Source organism: Micromonospora sp. DT68 (assembly GCF_049847245.1).
Taxonomy (GTDB): Bacteria; Actinomycetota; Actinomycetes; order Mycobacteriales; family Micromonosporaceae; genus Micromonospora; species Micromonospora profundi.
Window position 1 is genome coordinate 183,384 of the sequence record NZ_JBNCNZ010000003.1, and the last position, 18,958, is coordinate 202,341.

The 18,958-nt window shown below is 70.7% G+C and carries 16 protein-coding genes and 1 riboswitch; of the genes, 7 read left to right on the forward strand and 9 right to left on the reverse strand.

Annotated elements, in window-relative coordinates; all coding sequences use genetic code 11:
* Positions 1-43 precede the first annotated feature (43 nt).
* Positions 44-622 (forward strand): dCTP deaminase, encoded by a 579-nt coding sequence (gene dcd / locus ACPXB1_RS07045; protein WP_053651830.1) that lies wholly within the window; start codon positions 44-46, stop codon positions 620-622.
* Between the two features lie 75 nt (positions 623-697).
* Here the strand turns inward: dcd and ACPXB1_RS07050 are convergent, their stop codons facing one another.
* Entirely contained in the window at positions 698-1,675 is a 978-nt protein-coding gene (locus ACPXB1_RS07050) for an NlpC/P60 family protein (protein ID WP_355628550.1), read from the reverse strand.
* Positions 1,676-1,751: 76 nt separating this feature from the next.
* Positions 1,752-1,889: riboswitch (cyclic di-AMP (ydaO/yuaA leader) on the reverse strand.
* A 234-nt stretch (positions 1,890-2,123) separates the two neighbouring features.
* Between ACPXB1_RS07050 and ACPXB1_RS07055 the strand changes: the two genes are divergently transcribed.
* Positions 2,124-4,097, forward strand: coding sequence for an N-acetylmuramoyl-L-alanine amidase (locus ACPXB1_RS07055; protein WP_425734971.1), 1,974 nt, complete (start codon positions 2,124-2,126; stop codon positions 4,095-4,097).
* A 65-nt stretch (positions 4,098-4,162) separates the two neighbouring features.
* On the opposite strand, the gene ACPXB1_RS07060 is transcribed toward ACPXB1_RS07055, so the two are convergent.
* The 3 genes from ACPXB1_RS07060 to ACPXB1_RS07070 all read right to left on the reverse strand — a co-directional run bounded on the left by ACPXB1_RS07060 (position 4,163) and on the right by ACPXB1_RS07070 (position 7,648).
* The gene (locus ACPXB1_RS07060) at positions 4,163-5,158 is read right to left on the reverse strand and encodes an NlpC/P60 family protein (RefSeq protein ID WP_355587654.1); all 996 of its coding nucleotides are present in this window, start codon (positions 5,156-5,158) and stop codon (positions 4,163-4,165) included.
* Between the two features lie 182 nt (positions 5,159-5,340).
* Positions 5,341-6,342: a hemolysin family protein gene (locus ACPXB1_RS07065; protein WP_425734972.1), complete on the reverse strand. Its 1,002-nt coding sequence runs from the start codon at positions 6,340-6,342 to the stop codon at positions 5,341-5,343.
* Positions 6,335-7,648, reverse strand: coding sequence for a hemolysin family protein (locus tag ACPXB1_RS07070; protein ID WP_355588458.1), 1,314 nt, complete (start codon positions 7,646-7,648; stop codon positions 6,335-6,337). Before ACPXB1_RS07070 ends, ACPXB1_RS07065 begins: the two co-directional genes overlap by 8 nt.
* A gap of 81 nt (positions 7,649-7,729) precedes the next feature.
* Between ACPXB1_RS07070 and ACPXB1_RS07075 the strand changes: the two genes are divergently transcribed.
* Entirely contained in the window at positions 7,730-8,398 is a 669-nt protein-coding gene (locus ACPXB1_RS07075) for a GOLPH3/VPS74 family protein (RefSeq protein ID WP_425734973.1), read from the forward strand.
* Positions 8,399-8,463: 65 nt separating this feature from the next.
* Here the strand turns inward: ACPXB1_RS07075 and ACPXB1_RS07080 are convergent, their stop codons facing one another.
* Entirely contained in the window at positions 8,464-10,662 is a 2,199-nt protein-coding gene (locus tag ACPXB1_RS07080; RefSeq protein WP_355587647.1) for a (Fe-S)-binding protein, read from the reverse strand.
* Positions 10,663-10,953: 291 nt separating this feature from the next.
* A complete protein-coding gene (locus ACPXB1_RS07085) occupies positions 10,954-11,217 on the reverse strand; it encodes a cell division protein CrgA (protein WP_053651817.1) in 264 nt (87 codons plus the stop codon).
* 221 nt (positions 11,218-11,438) lie between these two features.
* Between ACPXB1_RS07085 and ACPXB1_RS07090 the strand changes: the two genes are divergently transcribed.
* From ACPXB1_RS07090 to ACPXB1_RS07105, 4 genes are all read left to right on the forward strand, one after another.
* Complete coding sequence (locus tag ACPXB1_RS07090) at positions 11,439-12,239, forward strand: DUF881 domain-containing protein (protein ID WP_355587645.1); 801 nt, start codon at positions 11,439-11,441, stop codon at positions 12,237-12,239.
* Between the two features lie 848 nt (positions 12,240-13,087).
* On the forward strand, positions 13,088-13,948 hold the full coding sequence (locus ACPXB1_RS07095; protein WP_425734974.1) for a class E sortase: 861 nt from the start codon (positions 13,088-13,090) through the stop codon (positions 13,946-13,948).
* 3 nt (positions 13,949-13,951) lie between these two features.
* Positions 13,952-14,230 (forward strand): hypothetical protein, encoded by a 279-nt coding sequence (locus tag ACPXB1_RS07100; RefSeq protein ID WP_355587640.1) that lies wholly within the window; start codon positions 13,952-13,954, stop codon positions 14,228-14,230.
* A gap of 2 nt (positions 14,231-14,232) precedes the next feature.
* Complete coding sequence (locus ACPXB1_RS07105; protein ID WP_355587637.1) at positions 14,233-14,883, forward strand: aminodeoxychorismate/anthranilate synthase component II; 651 nt, start codon at positions 14,233-14,235, stop codon at positions 14,881-14,883.
* Between the two features lie 28 nt (positions 14,884-14,911).
* Here the strand turns inward: ACPXB1_RS07105 and ACPXB1_RS07110 are convergent, their stop codons facing one another.
* The 3 genes from ACPXB1_RS07110 to ACPXB1_RS07120 all read right to left on the reverse strand — a co-directional run bounded on the left by ACPXB1_RS07110 (position 14,912) and on the right by ACPXB1_RS07120 (position 18,957).
* Positions 14,912-15,544: a SanA/YdcF family protein gene (locus ACPXB1_RS07110; RefSeq protein WP_355587635.1), complete on the reverse strand. Its 633-nt coding sequence runs from the start codon at positions 15,542-15,544 to the stop codon at positions 14,912-14,914.
* A gap of 81 nt (positions 15,545-15,625) precedes the next feature.
* The gene (pknB, locus tag ACPXB1_RS07115; protein WP_355587633.1) at positions 15,626-17,446 is read right to left on the reverse strand and encodes a Stk1 family PASTA domain-containing Ser/Thr kinase; all 1,821 of its coding nucleotides are present in this window, start codon (positions 17,444-17,446) and stop codon (positions 15,626-15,628) included.
* A complete protein-coding gene (locus tag ACPXB1_RS07120) occupies positions 17,443-18,957 on the reverse strand; it encodes a protein kinase domain-containing protein (protein ID WP_355587630.1) in 1,515 nt (504 codons plus the stop codon). Before ACPXB1_RS07120 ends, pknB begins: the two co-directional genes overlap by 4 nt.
* Position 18,958: the final 1 nt, after the last annotated feature.

Genomic DNA, 18,958 nt, shown 5'->3' on the forward strand with positions numbered 1-18,958 from the left:
ACCTCGACACGCTGGTCACCGGCTGCCTCGCTATGGTGGTCCGATGCTGCTCTCCGACCGGGACCTGGTCACCGAGATCAAGGCCGGCACGCTGGGCCTGGAGCCATTCGAGCCCACTCTGGTTCAACCGTCCAGCATCGACGTGAGACTCGACAGGCTGTTCCGGGTCTTCAACAACCATCTCTACACACACATCGATCCGGCCATGCAGCAGGACGACCTGACCTCGGTGGTCGAGGTGCCCGACGGCGAACCGTTCGTGCTGCACCCGGGCGAGTTCGTGCTCGCCTCGACGCTTGAGGTGATCTCCCTCGGCGAGCAGCTCGCCGGCCGCCTGGAGGGCAAGTCCAGCCTGGGCCGTCTCGGCCTGCTCACCCACTCCACCGCCGGCTTCATCGATCCGGGCTTCTCCGGTCACGTGACGCTGGAGTTGTCGAACGTGGCGAACCTGCCGATCACCCTCTGGCCGGGCATGAAGATCGGGCAGCTCTGCATCTTCCGGCTCTCCTCGCCGGCCGAGCACCCGTACGGCTCGGTGGTCTACGGCTCGCGCTACCAGGGCCAGCGGGGGCCGACGCCGAGCCGCTCCTGGCAGAACTGGCGGGCCTGGCCGACCCGTTGAGCCGCTCGACAGCTCGGTGTTAACAAGGGGCCCCTCCTCTACCTGAGGCGTTAGGAAGGGGCCCCTCCTTACATCTCAGCCGGGGCGGCCGTAGCTGTGGATCGGGCCGTCGTCGACCTTCTTCATCTTGACGGGTTGACCGGCCTGGGAGGCGTGCACCACCCAGCCGTCGCCGACGTACATGCCCACGTGGTGGATGTCGCTGTAGTAGAAGACCAGGTCACCGGGGCGCAGGTCGGCGCGGCTGACGTCCTTTGTCACCCGGCTCTGCTGCGCGGCGTTGTGCGGCAGTGACACGCCGGCCTTGGCCCACGCGGCAAGCATCAGCCCGGAGCAGTCGTACGAGTTCGGGCCCTCGGCGCCCCACACGTAGGGCTTGCCGATCTGGGCGCAGGCGAACTTGACAGCCGTACCCGCCCCGCCGCCGGGGTAGCTGGCCGGGCAGGGCGCCGGACGCAGCGGACCGCCGCCGCCATTGCCGTACACCTTGAGGCGCAGCTTCTGGAGCTTGTCGATCTCGGCGTTGATCTGCTTCTTCTTCGCCGCGAGCTGAGCCTCGGTCAGGGTCAGTTCGGCGACCAGCTCGTCCAGCGGCGCCTTCTGCCGGGCCAACTCGTCGCGCAGGTCGGCCACCTGCTTGACGTCCTGCTGCTGGTTGTGGGCGAACCGGTCGAGCATTTCCAGCTGGCCGACCATCTCGCTGGGCGAGCGGCTGCCGAGCATCGCGTTGACAGTGGAGACGTTCTCACCCATGTACGCGCGGACGGCCAGGGCGCTGACCTTGTCCATGGCCGCGTCGACCTGGCGCTGCAACGGGGCCATCCGGGCGGCCAGCGCGTTCGCCTGCTTGCGCTTTGCGGCCAGCTCGGTGCGGGTGGCGTTGTGCCGTTCGATGATCGGTTCGAGCTTGTTCCAGTCGGCGTCGATCTGGCGTTCGATCTCGGCGACGGACGGGTCCGCGTGCGCCGCAGTGGCGCTGCTGGTCAGGACGACGGCGACGCCGACAAGGGCGGCAAGAGCTGTGGTGAAGCGGGGCCAGCGTTGACGCGGCACGATCGGCAGGGGGTCGGCTGAGGCCGACCGCTCGGACGACGGCCGCGGGGCATGGAGTGCCACCGGGGTTCCGTACTCCTTCTTCCTGACCGCCTACCGGGTTAGCTGACGGGTTCGGGCGGGAAGTCGGCGCCCTACCGCAGGATCTGCGGATTCACCCCGGGGGAACCTGGGTCCCCGGCTCGTTCTTCAAGCGACTCGGCGGTGCCGGTCCGTTACCGCCCGGGATGGGCAGACCTGCTACCGGGCCGACGATTGACCAGAGTAGAGATGACCGTTACCGATCCGCAACCCGTGCGCCAGTGACACTCCGTGGCGATTCTGCGGGGTCACGGACCGCGTGCGAAGGTTTTTTTCCACAGGAGTCCATACATGGAAAGGTATTGACGCAGGCTCCCGGCCGGCGGGAGGGTGACCTCACAGTCACCCACGCAATCTAGGGGGTTCGATGCACCGTCCAACCCTGCCGTCCCGCCGACGCGCACTGCTGGTCACCGCCGTGGTCGCCGCGACCGCGGTGCCACTGCCCTCCGGTCCGGTCGCCGCCGCACCCACCGCCGACCGCCAGCAGCGGTACGCCGCCGCAGCGAGCGAGTACGGCGTACCGGCCGACGTGCTGCTCGGCGTCTCCTATCTGGAGTCCCGCTGGGACAGCAACGCCGGCACACCCAGCACCAGCGGCGGCTACGGCCCGATGCACCTGACCGACGCCCGACACGTGACAGCCCTGCCCCGCGGCGGCCACCACGACACCGGCGCCGAGGACCCGCGCGGCGACGACTCGCGTACCGCGCTGGCACCTCGCGCAACCGCTGACCCCGCGCCGTCCAGCGCCGCCCTGCAAACCGTTGACGCCGCCGCCGCGCTGACCGGCGAGGCACCGGAGTCGCTGCGTACCGACCCGAACGCGAACATCAGGGGCGGGGCGGCGCTGCTGGCGTCGTACCAGCGGGAGCTTGGCGCGCCGGTCGGAGCCGGCACCGACCCGGCGGCCTGGTACGGCGCGGTGGCCCGCTACGCCGGCGCGGACAGCGCCGACGCCGCGGCGGCCTTCGCCGACGAGGTCTTCACCACCATCGGCGCCGGCGAGTCCCGGGTGACCGACGACGGCCAGCGGGTCACCCTGCCGGCCCGCACGGTACGGCCGGAGCGCACCTGGCTGGACCGGCTGGGCCTGCGCAAGCTCGCCCGCCCGGACGGGCTGGAGTGCCCCCGCACCATCTCCTGTGAGTGGATCCCGGCGCCCTACCAGGCGTTCGGGGACGGGGACTACGGCAACCACGACCTCTCCGACCGGCCGAAGCGGCAGAAGATCGAGTACATCGTCATCCACGACACCGAGGGGAGTTGGGCGACCACTCTGAAGCTCGTCCAGGACCCGACCTACGTGAGCTGGCACTACACGCTGCGCTCGGTGGACGGGCACATCGCCCAGCACGTCAAGACCAAGGACGTCGCCTGGCACGCCGGCAACTGGTACGTCAACGCCAAGGCGATCGGGCTCGAACACGAGGGCTTCGCCGCGCAGGGCACCTGGTACACCGAGGCGATGTACCGGACGTCGGCGAAGCTCGTGCGGCACCTCGCGCTGCGACTGGGCATCCCGCTGGACCGTCAGCACATCATCGGCCACGACAACGTGCCCGGCACCACAGCGGCGACAGTGCGCGGGATGCACTGGGACCCGGGGCCGTACTGGGACTGGAATCACTACTTCGACCTGCTGCACGCGCCACGCCTGGACACCGGCACCCCGGCCACCGGCCTGGTCCGGATCGACCCGGACTACGCCACCAACCGGCCGGAGTTCATCGGCTGCGTCACTCCTGGCGTTCCGTGCCCGTCGCGCGGCTCGTCGTCGGTGGTGCTGCGCTCCGCGCCGTCGGCCGACGCGCCGCTGGTAAACGACATCGCGCTGCGCCCCGACGGCACCCCGAACACGATGGAGGTGTCCGACCACGGCGCCCGGGCCTCCGCCGGCCAGACGTACGCGCTGGCCGGACGGCAGGGCGACTGGACGGCCATCTGGTACCTCGGGCAACGGGCCTGGTTCCACAACCCGGCCTCCGCACCCACCGCCACCTGGACCGTGGGGATGGTGGTCACCCCCAAGCCCGGCCGCGCCACCATTCCGGTGTACGGGCGGGCGTACCCGGAGCAGGCCGCCTACCCCGCCGGCGTGCCCTACCAGGCGATCTCGCCGTTGCAGTACACCCTCGCGGCCGGCCAGCGGTACTCCGTCGGCGCGGTGCTGCCCGGCGAGTACTACCGGGCCAGCACCTTCGACGGCTCGTCACCCGGCGACTGGACGGTGATCCGCGGCGACAACAGGTACGTGCAGATCCAGTTCGGCCACCGCATCATGTACGTCAACCTGGCCGACGTGCAGGTGCTGCCGTCCCCGGTGGGCGCACCCCGCTGACGCACTGACGAAACCGCGACGGCCCCCGGTCGGTGACCGGGGGCCGTCGTCGTGCGTGCTGTGGATCAGGGTCTGCGGAAACCGGCGACAGGCATGTGGTTGATGCTTGCCACCTGCACCGGTTTACCGGCGCGTGGGGCGTGCACCATCTGGTCGTTGCCCAGATAGAGGCCGACATGGTGCAGGTCGCTGAAGAAGAACACCAGGTCACCGGGGCGGGCGTCGGCACGCGAGATGGCCTTGCCCTCGTTCCACTGGTTGCCCGTGTGGTGGGTGAGGCTGATCCCGGCCGCCTTGTACGCGTACTGGGTCAGACCCGAGCAGTCGAACGAGTTCGGGCCGGTGGCACCCCAGACGTACGGCTTGCCGAGCTTTCCGCAGGCCGTCTTGATCGCGATACGGGCCTTCTCGCTGACCACACCGTTGATGGTCGGGCAGCCCGCCGTCTTGACAGTGGTCTTCGGCAGGGACGCCTCGAGCTTCTTGATCTCGGCGTCGATCTGCTTCTTCTTGGCCGCCAGGTCGTTCTGCTGCTTGGTCTGGGTGGCGATCAGCGCGTCGAGCTTCTCTTTCTCGCCGTCGTACTTGGCCCGGACGGCCAGCACGCCCTCGACCTCCTTGCGCTCCCGCGCGGCGAGCCGGTCGAGGATGGTGAGCTGCTCGGTGAGGGTGTCCGGCTTGGCGCTGACCAGCAGCGCGCCGATCTCCTGCGACGGGCCCGACATGTAGTAGCGGGAGGCGAGGTCACCGACCCGATTGAGCGCCAACTCACTCTGCAGGGCCAGAGGCTCGATCTTCTTCTGGAGGTCGGCCGACTTCTTGCGGTTGACCTTCAGATCCGCCCGCACCTTGTTGTACTGCTCGATGGTGGGCTCCAACTGCTCCCACTTCTTGTCGATCTGCGCCTCGATCTCGTCGACAGTGGGCTCGGCCTGCGCCGGGGCGGCGAGCATGCCGGCACCGACAGCCGCCGCGGCGACCAACACGAGCAGACGACGGGCGACCCTGCGTAGACCGCCCGGTCGAACGGGCGACCCCGGGGCGTGACGATGAGGGGGCATGGTTGCCACCGGCGTCGACTCCTTTGCAACCGACCGCCGGGCGCCTCGCGTGAGGGAAGGGCCGAGGCAGACGACCCACAGCGGTCGGTGCCCAACATTAGGGAAGCGCCGCACCGGAATCAAGGCGGGCCGCGTCACCATCACTGTCGCGCAACCGCTTGCACACCAAGGGTATTGCTCCATTAGCCAACGATTGCGGTCAATACGTCGTCGAGCGTGACCACGCCGAGCGGGCGCAGGCCGTCACTGACCAGCACCATGTGCCGCCGTTCGCGGCGCATGGCCAGCAGCAGATCAGCAAGCGTACGCTCCGGCGGCACCACCGCCAGCGGCCGGTACACCTCCGCCGGCACCGCCGCCCGGCGCCCCTGCCCGGCGTACCCGAGGACGTCCTTGACGTGCACGAAGCCCAGCACACGGCGGGTGGAACGCTGCACCACGGGAAACCGGGATCGGCCGGTCCGGGTCGCCAGCACCTCCAGCGAAGCGGGCGACACGTCATCGGCCACCGTCACCACAGTCGACCACGGCTGCAACGCGTCCGCCGCGGTCCGTGAGTGCAGGGCCAGGGCACCGGTGATCCGGGCGTGCTCCTCGGCGTCGAGCAGTCCCTCGGTACGCGCCTGCGACACCAACCCGGCCAACTCCTCGGCGGTGAACACCGTCTTCACGGCCTCGCTCGCCTCGATCCGCCAGAGCGCCAACACCTGGCGGGCCGCCCACTTCATCGCCAGCAGCAGCGGCTTGGTGGCCACACAGAACGCCAGCATCGCCGGGCCGAGCCACAGCGCGGACACCTCCGGGCCCGCCAGCGTGATGTTCTTCGGCACCATCTCGCCGACCACCGTGTGCAGGAAGACCACAAGGCCCAGAGCCAGCACGAACGCCACCGGGTGCACCGCCCGTTCGGGCATCCCGACGGCGTGGAACGGCGACTCCAGCAGGTGCGCCAACGCCGGCTCCGCTATCGCGCCGAGACCCAGTGAGCAGACAGTGATGCCGAGCTGCGCGCCAGCGATCATCAGCGGGATCTGGTTCATCGCGGACAACGCCCAACGAGCCCGCTTCGACCCGGCGGCCAACGGCTCGATCACCGTCCGCCGGGACGCGATGAGCGCGAACTCGCTGCCCACGAAGAACCCGTTGCCCACCAACAGCAGCACCGTCACCAGCAGCTCAGCCATCGTTCTCCGGCTCCGCCGGGCGCAACACCCGGACCTGCTCGATCCGGTGTCGCTCCACCTCCACCACCGTGAACTCCCAGCCGCCCTCCTCGATCGCCTCGCCGGCCAGCGGGATGTGCCCGAGCCGGGCCAGCAGGAACCCGGCCAACGTCTCGTACGGGCCCTCAGGCAGCCGGAAGCCGGTCTGTTCGGCCAGTTCGTCGGAGCGCAGCACCCCGTCGACGAGCACCGTGCGCTCCCCACCCGGCACGGTCAGCCGTACCGGACCGGGATCGTCCACACTGGCCGGATCGAACTCGTCGGCGATCTCGCCGACCAACTCCTCGACCAGGTCCTCGATCGTCACCACACCGTCAGTGCCGCCGTACTCGTCGACAACGATGGCCAGGTCGGCCCCTGCGGCCTTCAAGGCGGCAAGCACGCCGTCCAGATCCAGGCTCTCCGGCACGAACACCGGCTCCCGGGCCACCGACCCGACAGCGGTCGACGACCGGGCCGACAGCGGTACACCCAGCGCGTCCGGCACACCGGCGACGCCGATGACGAGGTCGAGCGTCTCCTCGTACACCGGGAAGCGGGTCCGTCCGGTCCGCCGTGACTCCTCCAACAGCTCGGCGACGGTGACGGTGGCGCGCAGCGCGACAACGTCGACCCGTGGGGTCATCGCCTCGGCGGCCCGCTTGTCGCCGAAGCGGATCGTCCGGCGCAGCAGCATCGCCGTGTCCGGCGGCAGCGCGCCCGCCCGGGCCGAGATGGCGGCCAGCAGACCCAGCTCCTCAGGAGATCGGGCACTCGCCAACTCCTCCTGCGGCTCCACTCCGAGCGCCCGGACCAGCCGGTTCGCCGAGCCGTTCAGGCCGCGGATCAGCCACCCGAAGGCCCGGGAGAACGCGTGCATCGGCCCGGCGGTGGCCAGCGCCGCCGGCATCGGACGGGCCAGCGCCGCGTTCTTGGGCACCAGTTCCCCGAACAGCATGGAGATGAGCGTGGCCAGGGCCAACGCGAGGAACGGGGTGAACCTTTCGGTGCTGTCACCGGCGACGGGACGCAGCAACGGAGTGAAGATCCGGGCCAGGGCCGGCTCGGCCAGGTAGCCGGTCAGCAGCGCGGTGATGGTGATTCCGAGCTGCGCGCCGGACAGCTGGAACGACAGCTCGCGCAGCGCGACGCGTACCGTCCGGGCTGCCTCGTCACCAGCAGCGGCCCGCCGGTCGATCTCGGCCCGATCGACGGTGACCAGGGCGAACTCGGCCGCCACGAAGAACGCGTTGCCGACGGTCAGCAGCACGAAACCGATAAGCGGCAGCAGCGCTAGAACAAGAAGTCCGTCGATGCGCGTGATTGTGGCACGGGAGTGCCGGCGGCGGGTCCCCGCTAGCGTGGCGGCATGGACAGTGTGCTGCTCACCGACGAACTGGTCCTGCTCGCGTACGACGATGACGGCGCCAACCGGCTCGGACGCCCACACCTCGACTACGGCCTCGCCGGCGCGGTGTTGCTGGAACTGGCGCTCGCCAGCCGGGTCGAGGTGACGGACAAGCACCTCGTGGTGACCGATCCCGCCGCGACCGGGGTGCCCCTACTGGACGACGCCCTGGCCGTGCTGGCCGCCGCCGGGCGGCCCCGCAAGCCCAAGAACTGGATCGGCAAGCTGGCCAAGGGCCTGCCGGAGCGGGTGCTCGACGGGCTGGTGGACACCGGGGTGCTGCGCCGGGAGTCCGACAAGGTGCTGCTGGTCTTCCCGCGTACCCGCTATCCCTCGCCGACCGGCGCCCAGCCGGCGGTGGAGACGGAAGCCCGGGAGCGGATGGCGGCGGCGCTAACCGGCAACGGCCCGGTCGACGCCCGGACGGCGGCGCTGCTCACCGTGACCCGGGCGGTCGGCCTGGACCGCAAGCTCTTCCGCGAGCTGCCGAAGGATCGGGTGAAGGCCCGGATGGACGAGATCGCTGCGGGCGACTGGGCCTCGGCCGCCGCCAAGAAGGCCATCGACGAGATGCAGGCCGCGCTGATGGTCGCGACCACCGCGGCCATCGTCACCACAACTGTCAGCTGAACGAGCGGCGGCGGCACCGCAGGGTGCCGCCGCCGTCGTGGTCCAGCTTCCGCCGGGGGTACGCCTCAGCCTGCGGTCGGCACGGCCTCCGGCTCACCGGCCGGGGTCTCCGGCTTGACCGAGCGCAGCAGGACGGTCGCCACGTCGATCACCTCGACCTGCTCGCCGGCGCCCTTGCCGTTGACGCCGTCGCTGAGCATCGTCGAGCAGAAGGGACAACCGACGGCGACCGTCTTCGCCCCGGTGGCCATGGCCTCCTCGACCCGGTCCACGTTGATCCGCTTGCCGATCTTCTCCTCCATCCACATCCGGGCGCCACCGGCGCCGCAGCAGAAGGAGCGCTCGCTGTTGCGCGGCATCTCGGCGATCTCGCCTTCGATGGCGTCACCGAGGACCTCGCGGGGAGCCGCGAAGATGCGGTTGTGCCGACCCAGGTAGCAGGGGTCGTGGTACGTGACGCCGCCGTCGACCGGCTGCACCGGGGTGAGCTTGCCGGTGGACACCAGGTGGGCCAGCAGCTGGGTGTGGTGGACGACCTCGAACTCGCCGCCGAGCTGGCCGTACTCGTTGCCCAGGGTGTTGAAGCAGTGCGGGCAGGTCGCGACGATCTTGCGCTTGGCCTTTTCGCGGCCCTCGAACGCCTCGTTCAGCGTCTCCACGTTCTGCTGGGCGAGCATCTGGAAGACGAACTCGTTGCCGATCCGTCGCGCCGGGTCGCCGGAGCAGGTTTCGCCTTCGCCGAGGATCGCGAACTTCACGCCCGCCTCGTTGAGCAGGGTCGCCACCGCCCGGGTGGTCTTCTTGGCCCGGTCCTCGAAGGCACCGGCGCAGCCGACCCAGAACAGGTACTCGAAGTCGTCGACCTCACCCACCCGGGGCACCTCGAAGTCGAGGCCCTTGGTCCAGTCCTCGCGGGTGTTCTGCGGGGCGCCCCACGGGTTGCCCTTGTTCTCCAGGTTGCGCAGCATCACGCCGGCCTCGGACGGGAAGCTCGACTCGATAAGCACCTGGTAGCGACGCATGTCGACGATGTGGTCCACGTGCTCGATGTCCACCGGGCACTGCTCGACGCAGGCGCCGCAGGTGGTGCACGACCAGAGGACGTCCGGGTCGATGACCCCGCCCTCCTCGGCGGTGCCGATCAACGGCTTGTCGCCCTCGGCGAGCGACAGCACGTCCAGGTGGGCGAGCTGAGCCTGGGTGGCCTTCTCCTCGCCGGTGAGGTCCTTGCCGCCGCCAGCCAGCAGGTAGGGCGCCTTGGCGTACGCGTGGTCACGCAGGCTCAGCACGAGCAGCTTGGGCGACAGCGGCTTGCCGGTGTTCCAGGCCGGGCACTGCGACTGGCAGCGACCACACTCGGTGCAGGTGCTGAAGTCCAGTAGGCCCTTCCAGCTGAACTGCTCGACCTGGGCGACGCCGAACTGGTCCTTCTCCGGGTCGGCCTCCTCGAAGTCGAGCGGCTTGCCCTGGCTCGTCATCGGGCGCAGCGCGCCGAGGCCGGAACCGGCAGGCTTGGCCGGCTCACGCTTGAAGAAGATGTTGGGGAACGCCAGGAAGCGGTGCCAGGCGACACCCATCGTGACGTTCAGCGAGATGACGATCAGCCAGGTCATCGAGATCATGATCTTGATGGCGGCGGCGACGCTGACGCCGTCCTGCCAGTCGGGCAGGATCGCGCCGACCGCGTGACTGACCGGGGTGGCCCAGAACGGGAACTCGAAGTGGTCCGTGGCGACCTTGAAGCCCCGGATCACGAATCCGAAGACCAGGACCAGCAGCACGACCCACTCGACGAAGTAGCCCTGCCACATCGTGGAGCCGGTGAACCGGGACCGGCCGCCCGGCCGGTTGGGGCGGTTGCGCAGCCGGATCGCCATCAGCACCACGATGCCGACCAGGCCCAGCACGCCGATGATCTCGGTGACCAGGCCGAAGATCGTCCAGTGCCCGATGATCGGCAGGCCGCCGTCGGTGGTGGCGACCTCGAAGTACGCCTCCAGCACGAGCAGCGACAGCACGATGAAGCCGACCATCACGAACCAGTGGGCCGCGCCCACCACACCCCACTTGAACATCCGGGTGTGGCCGGCGGTCTCCACAAGCATGGTCTTGGTGCGGGCACCCTTGTCGGCGAACCGCTCCGGAGCGGGTTGCCCCAACCGGATGACGGCCGTCATCTTCATGACCGCACGCACCGCCAGCCACACCGCCACGGCGGTGATGCCGGCCGCGAGGATCGTGGTGACGATCTGGACGCTGCCCATCGAGTTGGCCTCCCCGGTGTGCTTGCGGTCGAGCAGTTCAGCGACCGGGGGCCGGTGTCAGGACGAAGCCGGCGTCGCGCCGCTGCCGTACCTGCGACCGGACCGGTCGATGACCTCGCTCCGCTCGGTCATGCAGTGCAGCCTACGCGCAAGGTTACCCAGCAGTAACGTGAGTCATCTCGCAGTAGGCCACGCCGCCTGCGGACACCATAGGGTGCCCCACCACCGCCTGCCGGACAGGGGCGCGTCGGGGTGACCTGATCGTCTGCGAAAACGCAGCGACGAACCGGCTCAGCGCCAGCGGGAGAGCAGCGCCAACGAGGCGACCATCGCGCCGAAGCCGACGGCGAGGTTCCAGTACTGCCAGGAGGCGACCGGGTACTGCTGCTCGGAGAGGTAGTAGACCACCAGCCAGCCGATGCCCGCGACGATCAGAGCGACAGCCGTGATCGGCAGCCACACCGGGCTAGGCTTGCGCGTCGACGCCGCAGTCGTCGGACGGACGTCCGTCGGCGGCGTGTACACCTTCTTCTTACGGACCTGAGACTTGGGCACGACGCTCTCCAGAGGGGTGACGACCTCGTCCGGCCTGACAACCGGGCGCGGAGGCGACGGTTCATGGCCAATAATGTTCGACAGCTAGCGTAGTCCGGATCGGCCGCTTGGACCACGAATGGGGTCAGGCCGATGCTCGGAGTGACCGAAAAATACGGGACTGTTCGCATCACCGGCCCAGCCGGCGCGGACCGATCCCCGACACGCGGAAGGAAGGCTCGGTGGAGTACACATCCGGCGCGGCCTCCTGGCAGAAGGTCCTCCGACGGGCCGTCGTCGGGCTGCTGCCCCGGCGGCAACGGCAACGTCGGTCAGGCTGGTCGATCGGCGTACCGCTGATCGCTGCCGCGGCGGGGCTGCTCTTCACGACCACCGCGACCACTGCCGGCGGCACCGCGCTGCGGGAGGACCGGCGGCCCCAGCTCAACCAACTCAAAGAGGAACGCCAGCAGCAGGTCGCCGCCAGCGAGCGCCGCGCTGCCGCGCTGCGTGACGAAGTCGAGCGACGCACCAACACCCTGGCCGAGTCGGACGGCCCGATCCAGGCTCAACAGGCCCGCGCCCAGCTGAACCTTCAGGCGGCCGGGTTCACCAAGCTCACCGGCACCGGCGTGACAGTCGAACTGAACGACGCTCCGCAGAACAACGAGACCCGCGCCGGGGCCAGCAACGACGACCTGGTCGTCCACCAGGGTGACGTGCAGGCGGTGGTCAACGCGCTCTGGGCCGGCGGAGCGGAAGCCATGTCAATCATGAATGTCCGCGTGCTCGCGACCAGCGCGGTACGCTGCGTCGGTAACACCCTGCTGCTACACGGGCGGGTGTACTCCCCACCGTTCAAGATCGTAGCAATCGGCGATCCCGCTGCCCTCCAGCAGGCCCTCGCCAGCTCTGAGGGAGTCCGGTTGTTCAAGGACGCTGTCGACGACTACCAGCTCGGCTACAAGGAGTCCGTCTCCACCGTGGAAGTCCCGGCCTTCGAGGACTCCACCGCCCTGCGCGCAGCGACGGTGCCCCGGTGAGCGGCCCGGACGAGCGGCGCGACGGGCGACACCGCGACCAGGCCGACGAACCGACCGACTTCCTGCCCAGGGTCAACCGACCCGCGACTCCCGGTCGACCTGAGGCGACTCCCGACCGACCCGCGACTTCCGGCCTCGCTGAGCCCACTCCCCGCCGCCCTGACCCGACTGCCGATCGACCTGGGCCGACTCCGGCCCGGCCGACTCCGGCCGGCAACTGGCCCGAGCCGGTGCTGCCCATCCGCCCTGGCACGACCCGCCCACCGGCAGCTCCCCGACCCCCGAACGCCGGCCCGGCACGCCCTGCGGACCGCCCCGCCGTAGCCGCACCGCCGCCCTGGCCCGGCGCCGCAGCGGCCAGCACAAGCCCGCACAGCGGGTCCACCAGCCCCGGTCCGCACGTCGCGTCCGCCGGCCCCGGCCCGCACGGCGGGGCCACCACGCCCGGCGGACACGGCGGGGCCACCACGCCCGGCCCCTACGGAGGTTCCGGCCGTCCCGCTGCCGGTGCTGACCGGCCGAGCGCATCCGCCGACCCGGGGCCGGTCCGGCCGACAGGTCCCATCCGCCCGCCTGCACCCGGCGTCGCGCCGACCAGCCCGCCGGCCGCCAGCGGCCCGTCCGGCGTACCGGCCGGTCCGGCTCTCTCCGGCGGCGGTCCGAGCCGGGCCGTGGGCGACGAGCCGACCGCGTACCTTCCGAAGGTCGGCCCCCGGCCCCCCCGCCCGACCGGGTCTCCTGGCGCACCTGCGGCCGCGGCCGGTCGCGGCCCGGACCCGGCCGCCGACCCGGGTGCCACCGCGCTCATCCCCGCCGTGCCCGCCAGGCCCACGCCCCGGCCTCCGGCCATGGACTCCACGGCACTGATGGGTGCCGTGCCCCGCACCCCGACCACCGACGATCCGGCCGGTACGGACGACAGCTCCGCCGAACCGCCCCGCCCCCGGCGCGGCGAAAAGGTGGTCCAACTCCGGCCGCACCAGACCGGCGAGGGCTACAAGAGCGTCTACTCGGAACTCACGCGTCCGTCGCTCGGCTCCCGGATCCGCACCGGCATCCGGGTCACCGGCGAGGTGCTGATCACCTTCGGCCTCGTGGTGCTGCTCTTCGCCGGCTACGAGATCTGGGGCAAGTCGGCAATCGTCGACGCCCACCAGAACGACCTCAGCAACGAGCTCGCCCAGGTGTGGGCCCCGACCGACGACCCGACTGTCGCTCCGTCCGCCGGCCCGAGCGTCAAGCCGTCCCCTCCGGTCCGCGGCAAGCCGCTCGCCGGCCTCTACATCCCCAAGCTCGACAAGAGCTGGGTGGTGGTCGAGGGTGTCACCCAGGCCGACATCAGGTACGCCCCGGGCCACTACCCGGCCAGCGCGCTGCCCGGCCAGGTCGGCAACTTCTCCGTCGCCGGCCACCGCAACCGTGCCACGTTCTGGCGGCTTGACGAGCTGAACGAGGGCGACGCGATAGTGGTCGAGGGCAAGACCGAGTGGTACGTCTATCTGGTTTCGCAGTCCCGGATCGTCAAGCCGACGCAGGTCGAGGTGGTGGCCCCGGTGCCCGGCCAGCCGGACAAGAAGCCGACCAAGCGGATGCTCACGCTCACCACCTGCAACCCGAAGTTCGACAACTACCAGCGCCTGATCGTCCACGCCGAACTGGACCGCACCCAACCCAAGTCGGCGGGCCGTCCCGCCGAGCTGGGGGGCTGACCGATGTACGCGTTCATCTGGCGCAAGCTCCCATTCGGCCTGGTCGGCAAGCTGACCGGCTCGGTGCTGCTCGTGGCCGCCACCGTGGCCCTGCTCTGGTTCGTGGCCTTCCCCTGGGCCGAGCCGCTGCTGCCCTTCGACGACGTGCAGGTCGAGTCCGGCGTGCCTGCGGAGACGGGCGGCGGGGACGCGGTCACCGGGGAGACCCCGGCCGGCGACGAGCACGACCTGCCGTACGACACCGAGCAGAACAATCCCGCGCCGTCCTCCCCGAGCAGGTGATCATGCGCGTCCTGGTGATCGACAACTACGACTCGTTCGTCTTCAACCTCGTGCAGTACCTGGGCCAGCTCGGCGTGGACTGCGAGGTCCGCCGCAACGACGAGATCGACGTGGCCGAGGTGGGCCGGGTGGGTGCGGCGGGCATCCTGCTCTCACCCGGGCCGGGCAGCCCCGACCGCGCCGGCATCTGCCTGGACGTCATCCGCGAATACGCGGGCGAGCTGCCGATCTTCGGCGTCTGCCTCGGTCACCAGGCCATCGGCGAGGCGTTCGGTGCGACGGTGACCCGGGCCCCCGAGCTGCTGCACGGCAAGACCTCCGACGTACGGCACAAGTCGGTGGGCGTGCTCGCCGGCCTGCCCGACCCGTTCACCGCCACCCGCTACCACTCGCTGGCCGTGCTGCCCGAGACGCTGCCCGACGAGCTTGAGGTCACCGGCTGGACCGGCTCCGGCGTGGTGATGGCGATGCGGCACCGCACGCTGCCGATCGAGGGCGTGCAGTTCCACCCGGAGTCGGTGCTCACCGAGGGCGGCCACCTGATGCTCGCCAACTGGCTGGCCGGCTGCGGTCACCCGGAGGCGCTGGAACGGGCACCCGCGCTGGCCGCCGATGTCGACGCCCGCCGCCTGGCGGCGTTCGCCACCACCTGAACCGGCCGAGGTCACCTCGCGGGGCAGGTCAGGGCAGTAGCGCGTTCTGGACCGCCGGGTCCGCTGGCGAGCTGACCGCTGGCGCCCGGCCCCGGACCGCGTCCCACGCCGCCTTGCCACTGGCGAAATAGTCCCGGACCGACTTCTCAGCGAGCAGGGCTGCGCCACAGCCGTCGCAGCGAGCGGTTACGCCGTCGACGTCGAGGCCGATCTGCCGGCACAGCGTCACCGCTCGGGACAGGTGGTAGGACTGGGTGACGACAAGTGCCCGCTCGACGCCGTACACGTCGCGCGCTCGCAGGCAACTGTCGTACGTGTCGAGGCCGAACGGGTCGGCCACCACCCGCCGCGGATCGACGCCGAGCCCGGCGAGGTACGACGTCATCACCGCAGGCTCGTCACCCGAGGTGCCACCGCCGTCGCCCGACACGAGCACTACCTTGGCCCGCCCACTGGTCACCAGCGCCGCCGCGGTCTCCAGACGGCCGGCGAGCCGGTCGCCCGGACGTTGCCGGTCGGCCGCCACGGCGGTGCCCAGGACGATCACCACGTCGGCGGCCGGCGCGTCGGCCTCCGAGTGCAGGTGGCCGCGTGCGGCGAGCGTCGTCCACAGCCACGGAAGGCTGGCGAGCAGCAGCACGACGACACCCAGGATGGCCACGCGTCTGAGGCGTCGAGGCCGGCGGCCCGCCGGTCCGGCGGGGGTCGCTTCCGAGTCGGTCATGCCGATGCCCAGGTGTGCCTAGTCCTGGGGAAGTCGGGTCGGCGGGGGCATGAACGGCAGGCCGCCGCCGCCTCCGCTGCCAGGTGTGGTCGGCGTACCGGTCGGTGTGCCCGTCGGTGTGCCCGTCGGCGTCGGGTCGGTCTCCGGCTCCGGCTGACTTACCTTGATGGTCACCCTCGTGCCGGTCGGCTTCTTGTCCTTGGCGTTCGGGTTCTGGTCGGTGACCTTGCCTGCCTCGGCCGCTGGCACCTCCGGACCGTCCTGGGAAACCACGGTGAAGCCCGCGTTGCGGAGAACGCGGGTGGCTTCCTCCTGGCTCAACCCGACCACGTCCGGCACCTCACGGACCTTGCCGTTGGACACCGTCAGCGTCACCTGCGTGCCTTCGGGAACGCGCTGGCCCTCCGGCGGGTTGACGCTGAGGACCTCGTTCTGAGGTGCTTCGTTGTCCACCGTCTTGATCTCGTACTTGAGGTTCGCCTCGGTGAGGCGGGCGATCGCGCTCTCCCGCTTGCTGCCCTTGAGCCCCGCCGGAACCGCCACCTCCGGCTTACCACCGCAGACCTGGATCGTCACCGACGCGTTCTGCTTCAGCCGACCGCCGGGCGCTGGGTCCTGCCGGACCACGTTGTCCTGCGTGCAGTCGCTGGCGAACACCGGATCGCCCACCACCGGCTGGAAGCCGGCATTGCGGATCTCGGTGATCGCGGCGGTCTGACTCTTGCCGGTGAGGGTCGGCACCGCCTTCAGTGCCTCGTCCTGCTGCTGGCTCCAGAGCAGGGCCGCCACCAGGGCGATCACGGCCAGCACGCCCACCGCGCTGAACAGGGCGATCAGCCAGGAGGACGCCTTGCGCTGACGCGGGTCGCCGACCCGGGCCGGGATCTGCCGGGTCTGCGCCCCGCCGGCGGCAGCCGGGTAACCGCCCCCACCGCCGGCCGGTGCCATCGCCACCGTCTCGGCCTCACGCAGCACCGGAGTGGCGAGCACCGGTCGTCCGGCGGCGGCGCGGAGCAGGTCGGCCCGCATCTCGCCGGCACTCTGGTAACGGTTGAGCGGGTTCTTGGACAGCGCCTTGAGCACGATCGCGTCGACAGCCGGGTTGACGTCCGGATTGATGTCGCTCGGCGTCGGCGGCGTCTCGCGTACGTGCTGGTAGGCGACGCTCACCGGGCTGTCACCGACGAACGGCGGGTGCCCGCAGACCAGTTCGAAGAGCACGCAGCCGGCCGCGTACACGTCGGAGCGGGCGTCGACGGCCTCACCGCGCGCCTGCTCCGGGGAGAGGTACTGCGCCGTGCCGATGACAGCGCTTGTCTGCGTCATCGTGGTAGCACCGCTGGCAAGAGCCCGCGCGATGCCGAAGTCCATCACCTTGACCTGGCCGGTCTGCGTGAGCATGACGTTGCCCGGCTTGATGTCCCGGTGGATGATGCCGTGCCGGTGGCTGAACTCCAGCGCCGCGCACATGTCGGCGCAGATCTCCAGCGCCCGGCGGGGCTGAAGTCGTCCTTCGGCGCCGAGCACCTCCTTCAGCGTCCGGCCGTTGACGAACTCCATGACGATGAACGGCAACGTCTCACCGGTCGGCGCGGTCTCCTCGCCGGTGTCGTAGACGGCCACGATCGCCGGGTGGTTGAGCGAGGCGGCGTTCTGCGCCTCCCGACGGAACCGCATCTGGAACGTCGCGTCCCGGGCGAGGTCGGTCCGGAGCATCTTGATCGCGACGTCCCGACCGAGCCGGAGGTCGCGACCGCGGTGCACCTCGGCCATGCCGCCATAGCCGAGCAGCTCGCCGACCTGGTACCTGCCACCGAGCAGGCGGGCCTGCGCTGTCATCGCGTCTGTCGTCCTTCGCTCGTCGTCGTCCCGCCGTCGTCCGGCTGGATTCGTACCTCACGACGGTACGACGTCCGGGTCGCATCGTCGCGTCCGTCGAGCCCCAGCGCGCCGACCGTCACGGTCTGTGGAGCCAGCGCGCCGGCGGCACCGTCCTGCGACTGCTTCCGCAGGCTGTAGGAAATCACGCCGGAACAGATGAGGACCAGTACGGCCAGCAGGATGGCGAGGAACACCATTCCGGGCCGAGACCGGTTGGAGTCCGGCCCGGAGGGCACCGGACCGGCCTGGTGGACGTACGCCGGGGGGTGTTCCTGGCGGACCTGTGGCGGTGGCACCGCTGCGGCGCCACGGGGATAGCCGGCCGGGGCGGCCGGCGGTCGGGCGTAGGGAACGGCCGGCGCGACGGTGGTGGGGCGCAGTGGCTGGGCCGGCTGGACGGAGGTGGGGCGAAGCTGCTGGGCCGGCGGAACGGACATGGGGCGCGGCTGCTGGGCAGGCGGTACCGACATGGGGCGCGGCTGCTGAGCCGGCGGAGCCGAATTCGGCCGCTGCCCGGCGGGCGCCGGGCGGTGCGGGGCACCTGGCGGGCGCATCTGGTGCGCCTGCGGCACCTGGGCGCGGCCGGGTGCGGCAGGTGAGGCCGGCGCTGCGGAGACCGGCCCGGGGTTGCCACCGGCCCGGGCCTGCTGGGACAGCGCGGCCTTCAGCTGGCGGGCGACACCCGCGAGCGCTGCGGCGCTGGGCCACCGGGCAGCCGGGTCCTTCGCCAACGCGCGTTCCACCACGGCCCGGACCTGCGGCGGGATGTCGGCGGGCAGCGGCCGGGGCGTCTCCCGGACGTGCCGCATGGCGATGTCGAGCGGGTTGTCGCCCTCGAACGGCCGCCTTCCGGCGAGGCACTGGTAGGCGACGACGCCGAGCGCGTACACGTCGGAGGCGGGGGTGGCCACGCCGCCGGTGGCCTGCTCCGGCGAGATGTACGAGGCGGTGCCGAGCACCGAGCCGGCGGCGGTGAGCTGGCCGACCAGGTCGGAACGGGCGATGCCGAAGTCGGTGAGCACAAGTGTGCCGTTCGGCCGGACCAGCAGGTTGCCCGGCTTGACGTCGCGGTGCACGATTCCCTTCTCGTGCGCGGCGTGCAACGCGTCGGCGGCCTGCGCGACGAGGGCCATCGTCCGGGCCGGGGTGAGCCGACCGACCCGGCTCAGCGTGGACGACAGGGCGTCGCCCTCGACGTACTCCATGACCAGGAAGGCGATCTGCTGGTCGTTGCCGAAGTCGTAGACGTCCACCACGCCGGGGTGATTGATGGTGGCCATCGTGCGGGCCTCGCCGCGGAACCGCTCGGCGAAGTCCGGGTCGTCGAGCAGCGCGGGGAGCAGGCTCTTCACGGCGACCGTACGGCCGAGCACCTGGTCGGTGCCGCGCCACACGTCGCCCATGCCGCCGCTGGCGATCCGCTCGTCGAGACGGTAGCGGTTGCCGAGCTGGACGCCGGGGCTGAGCATG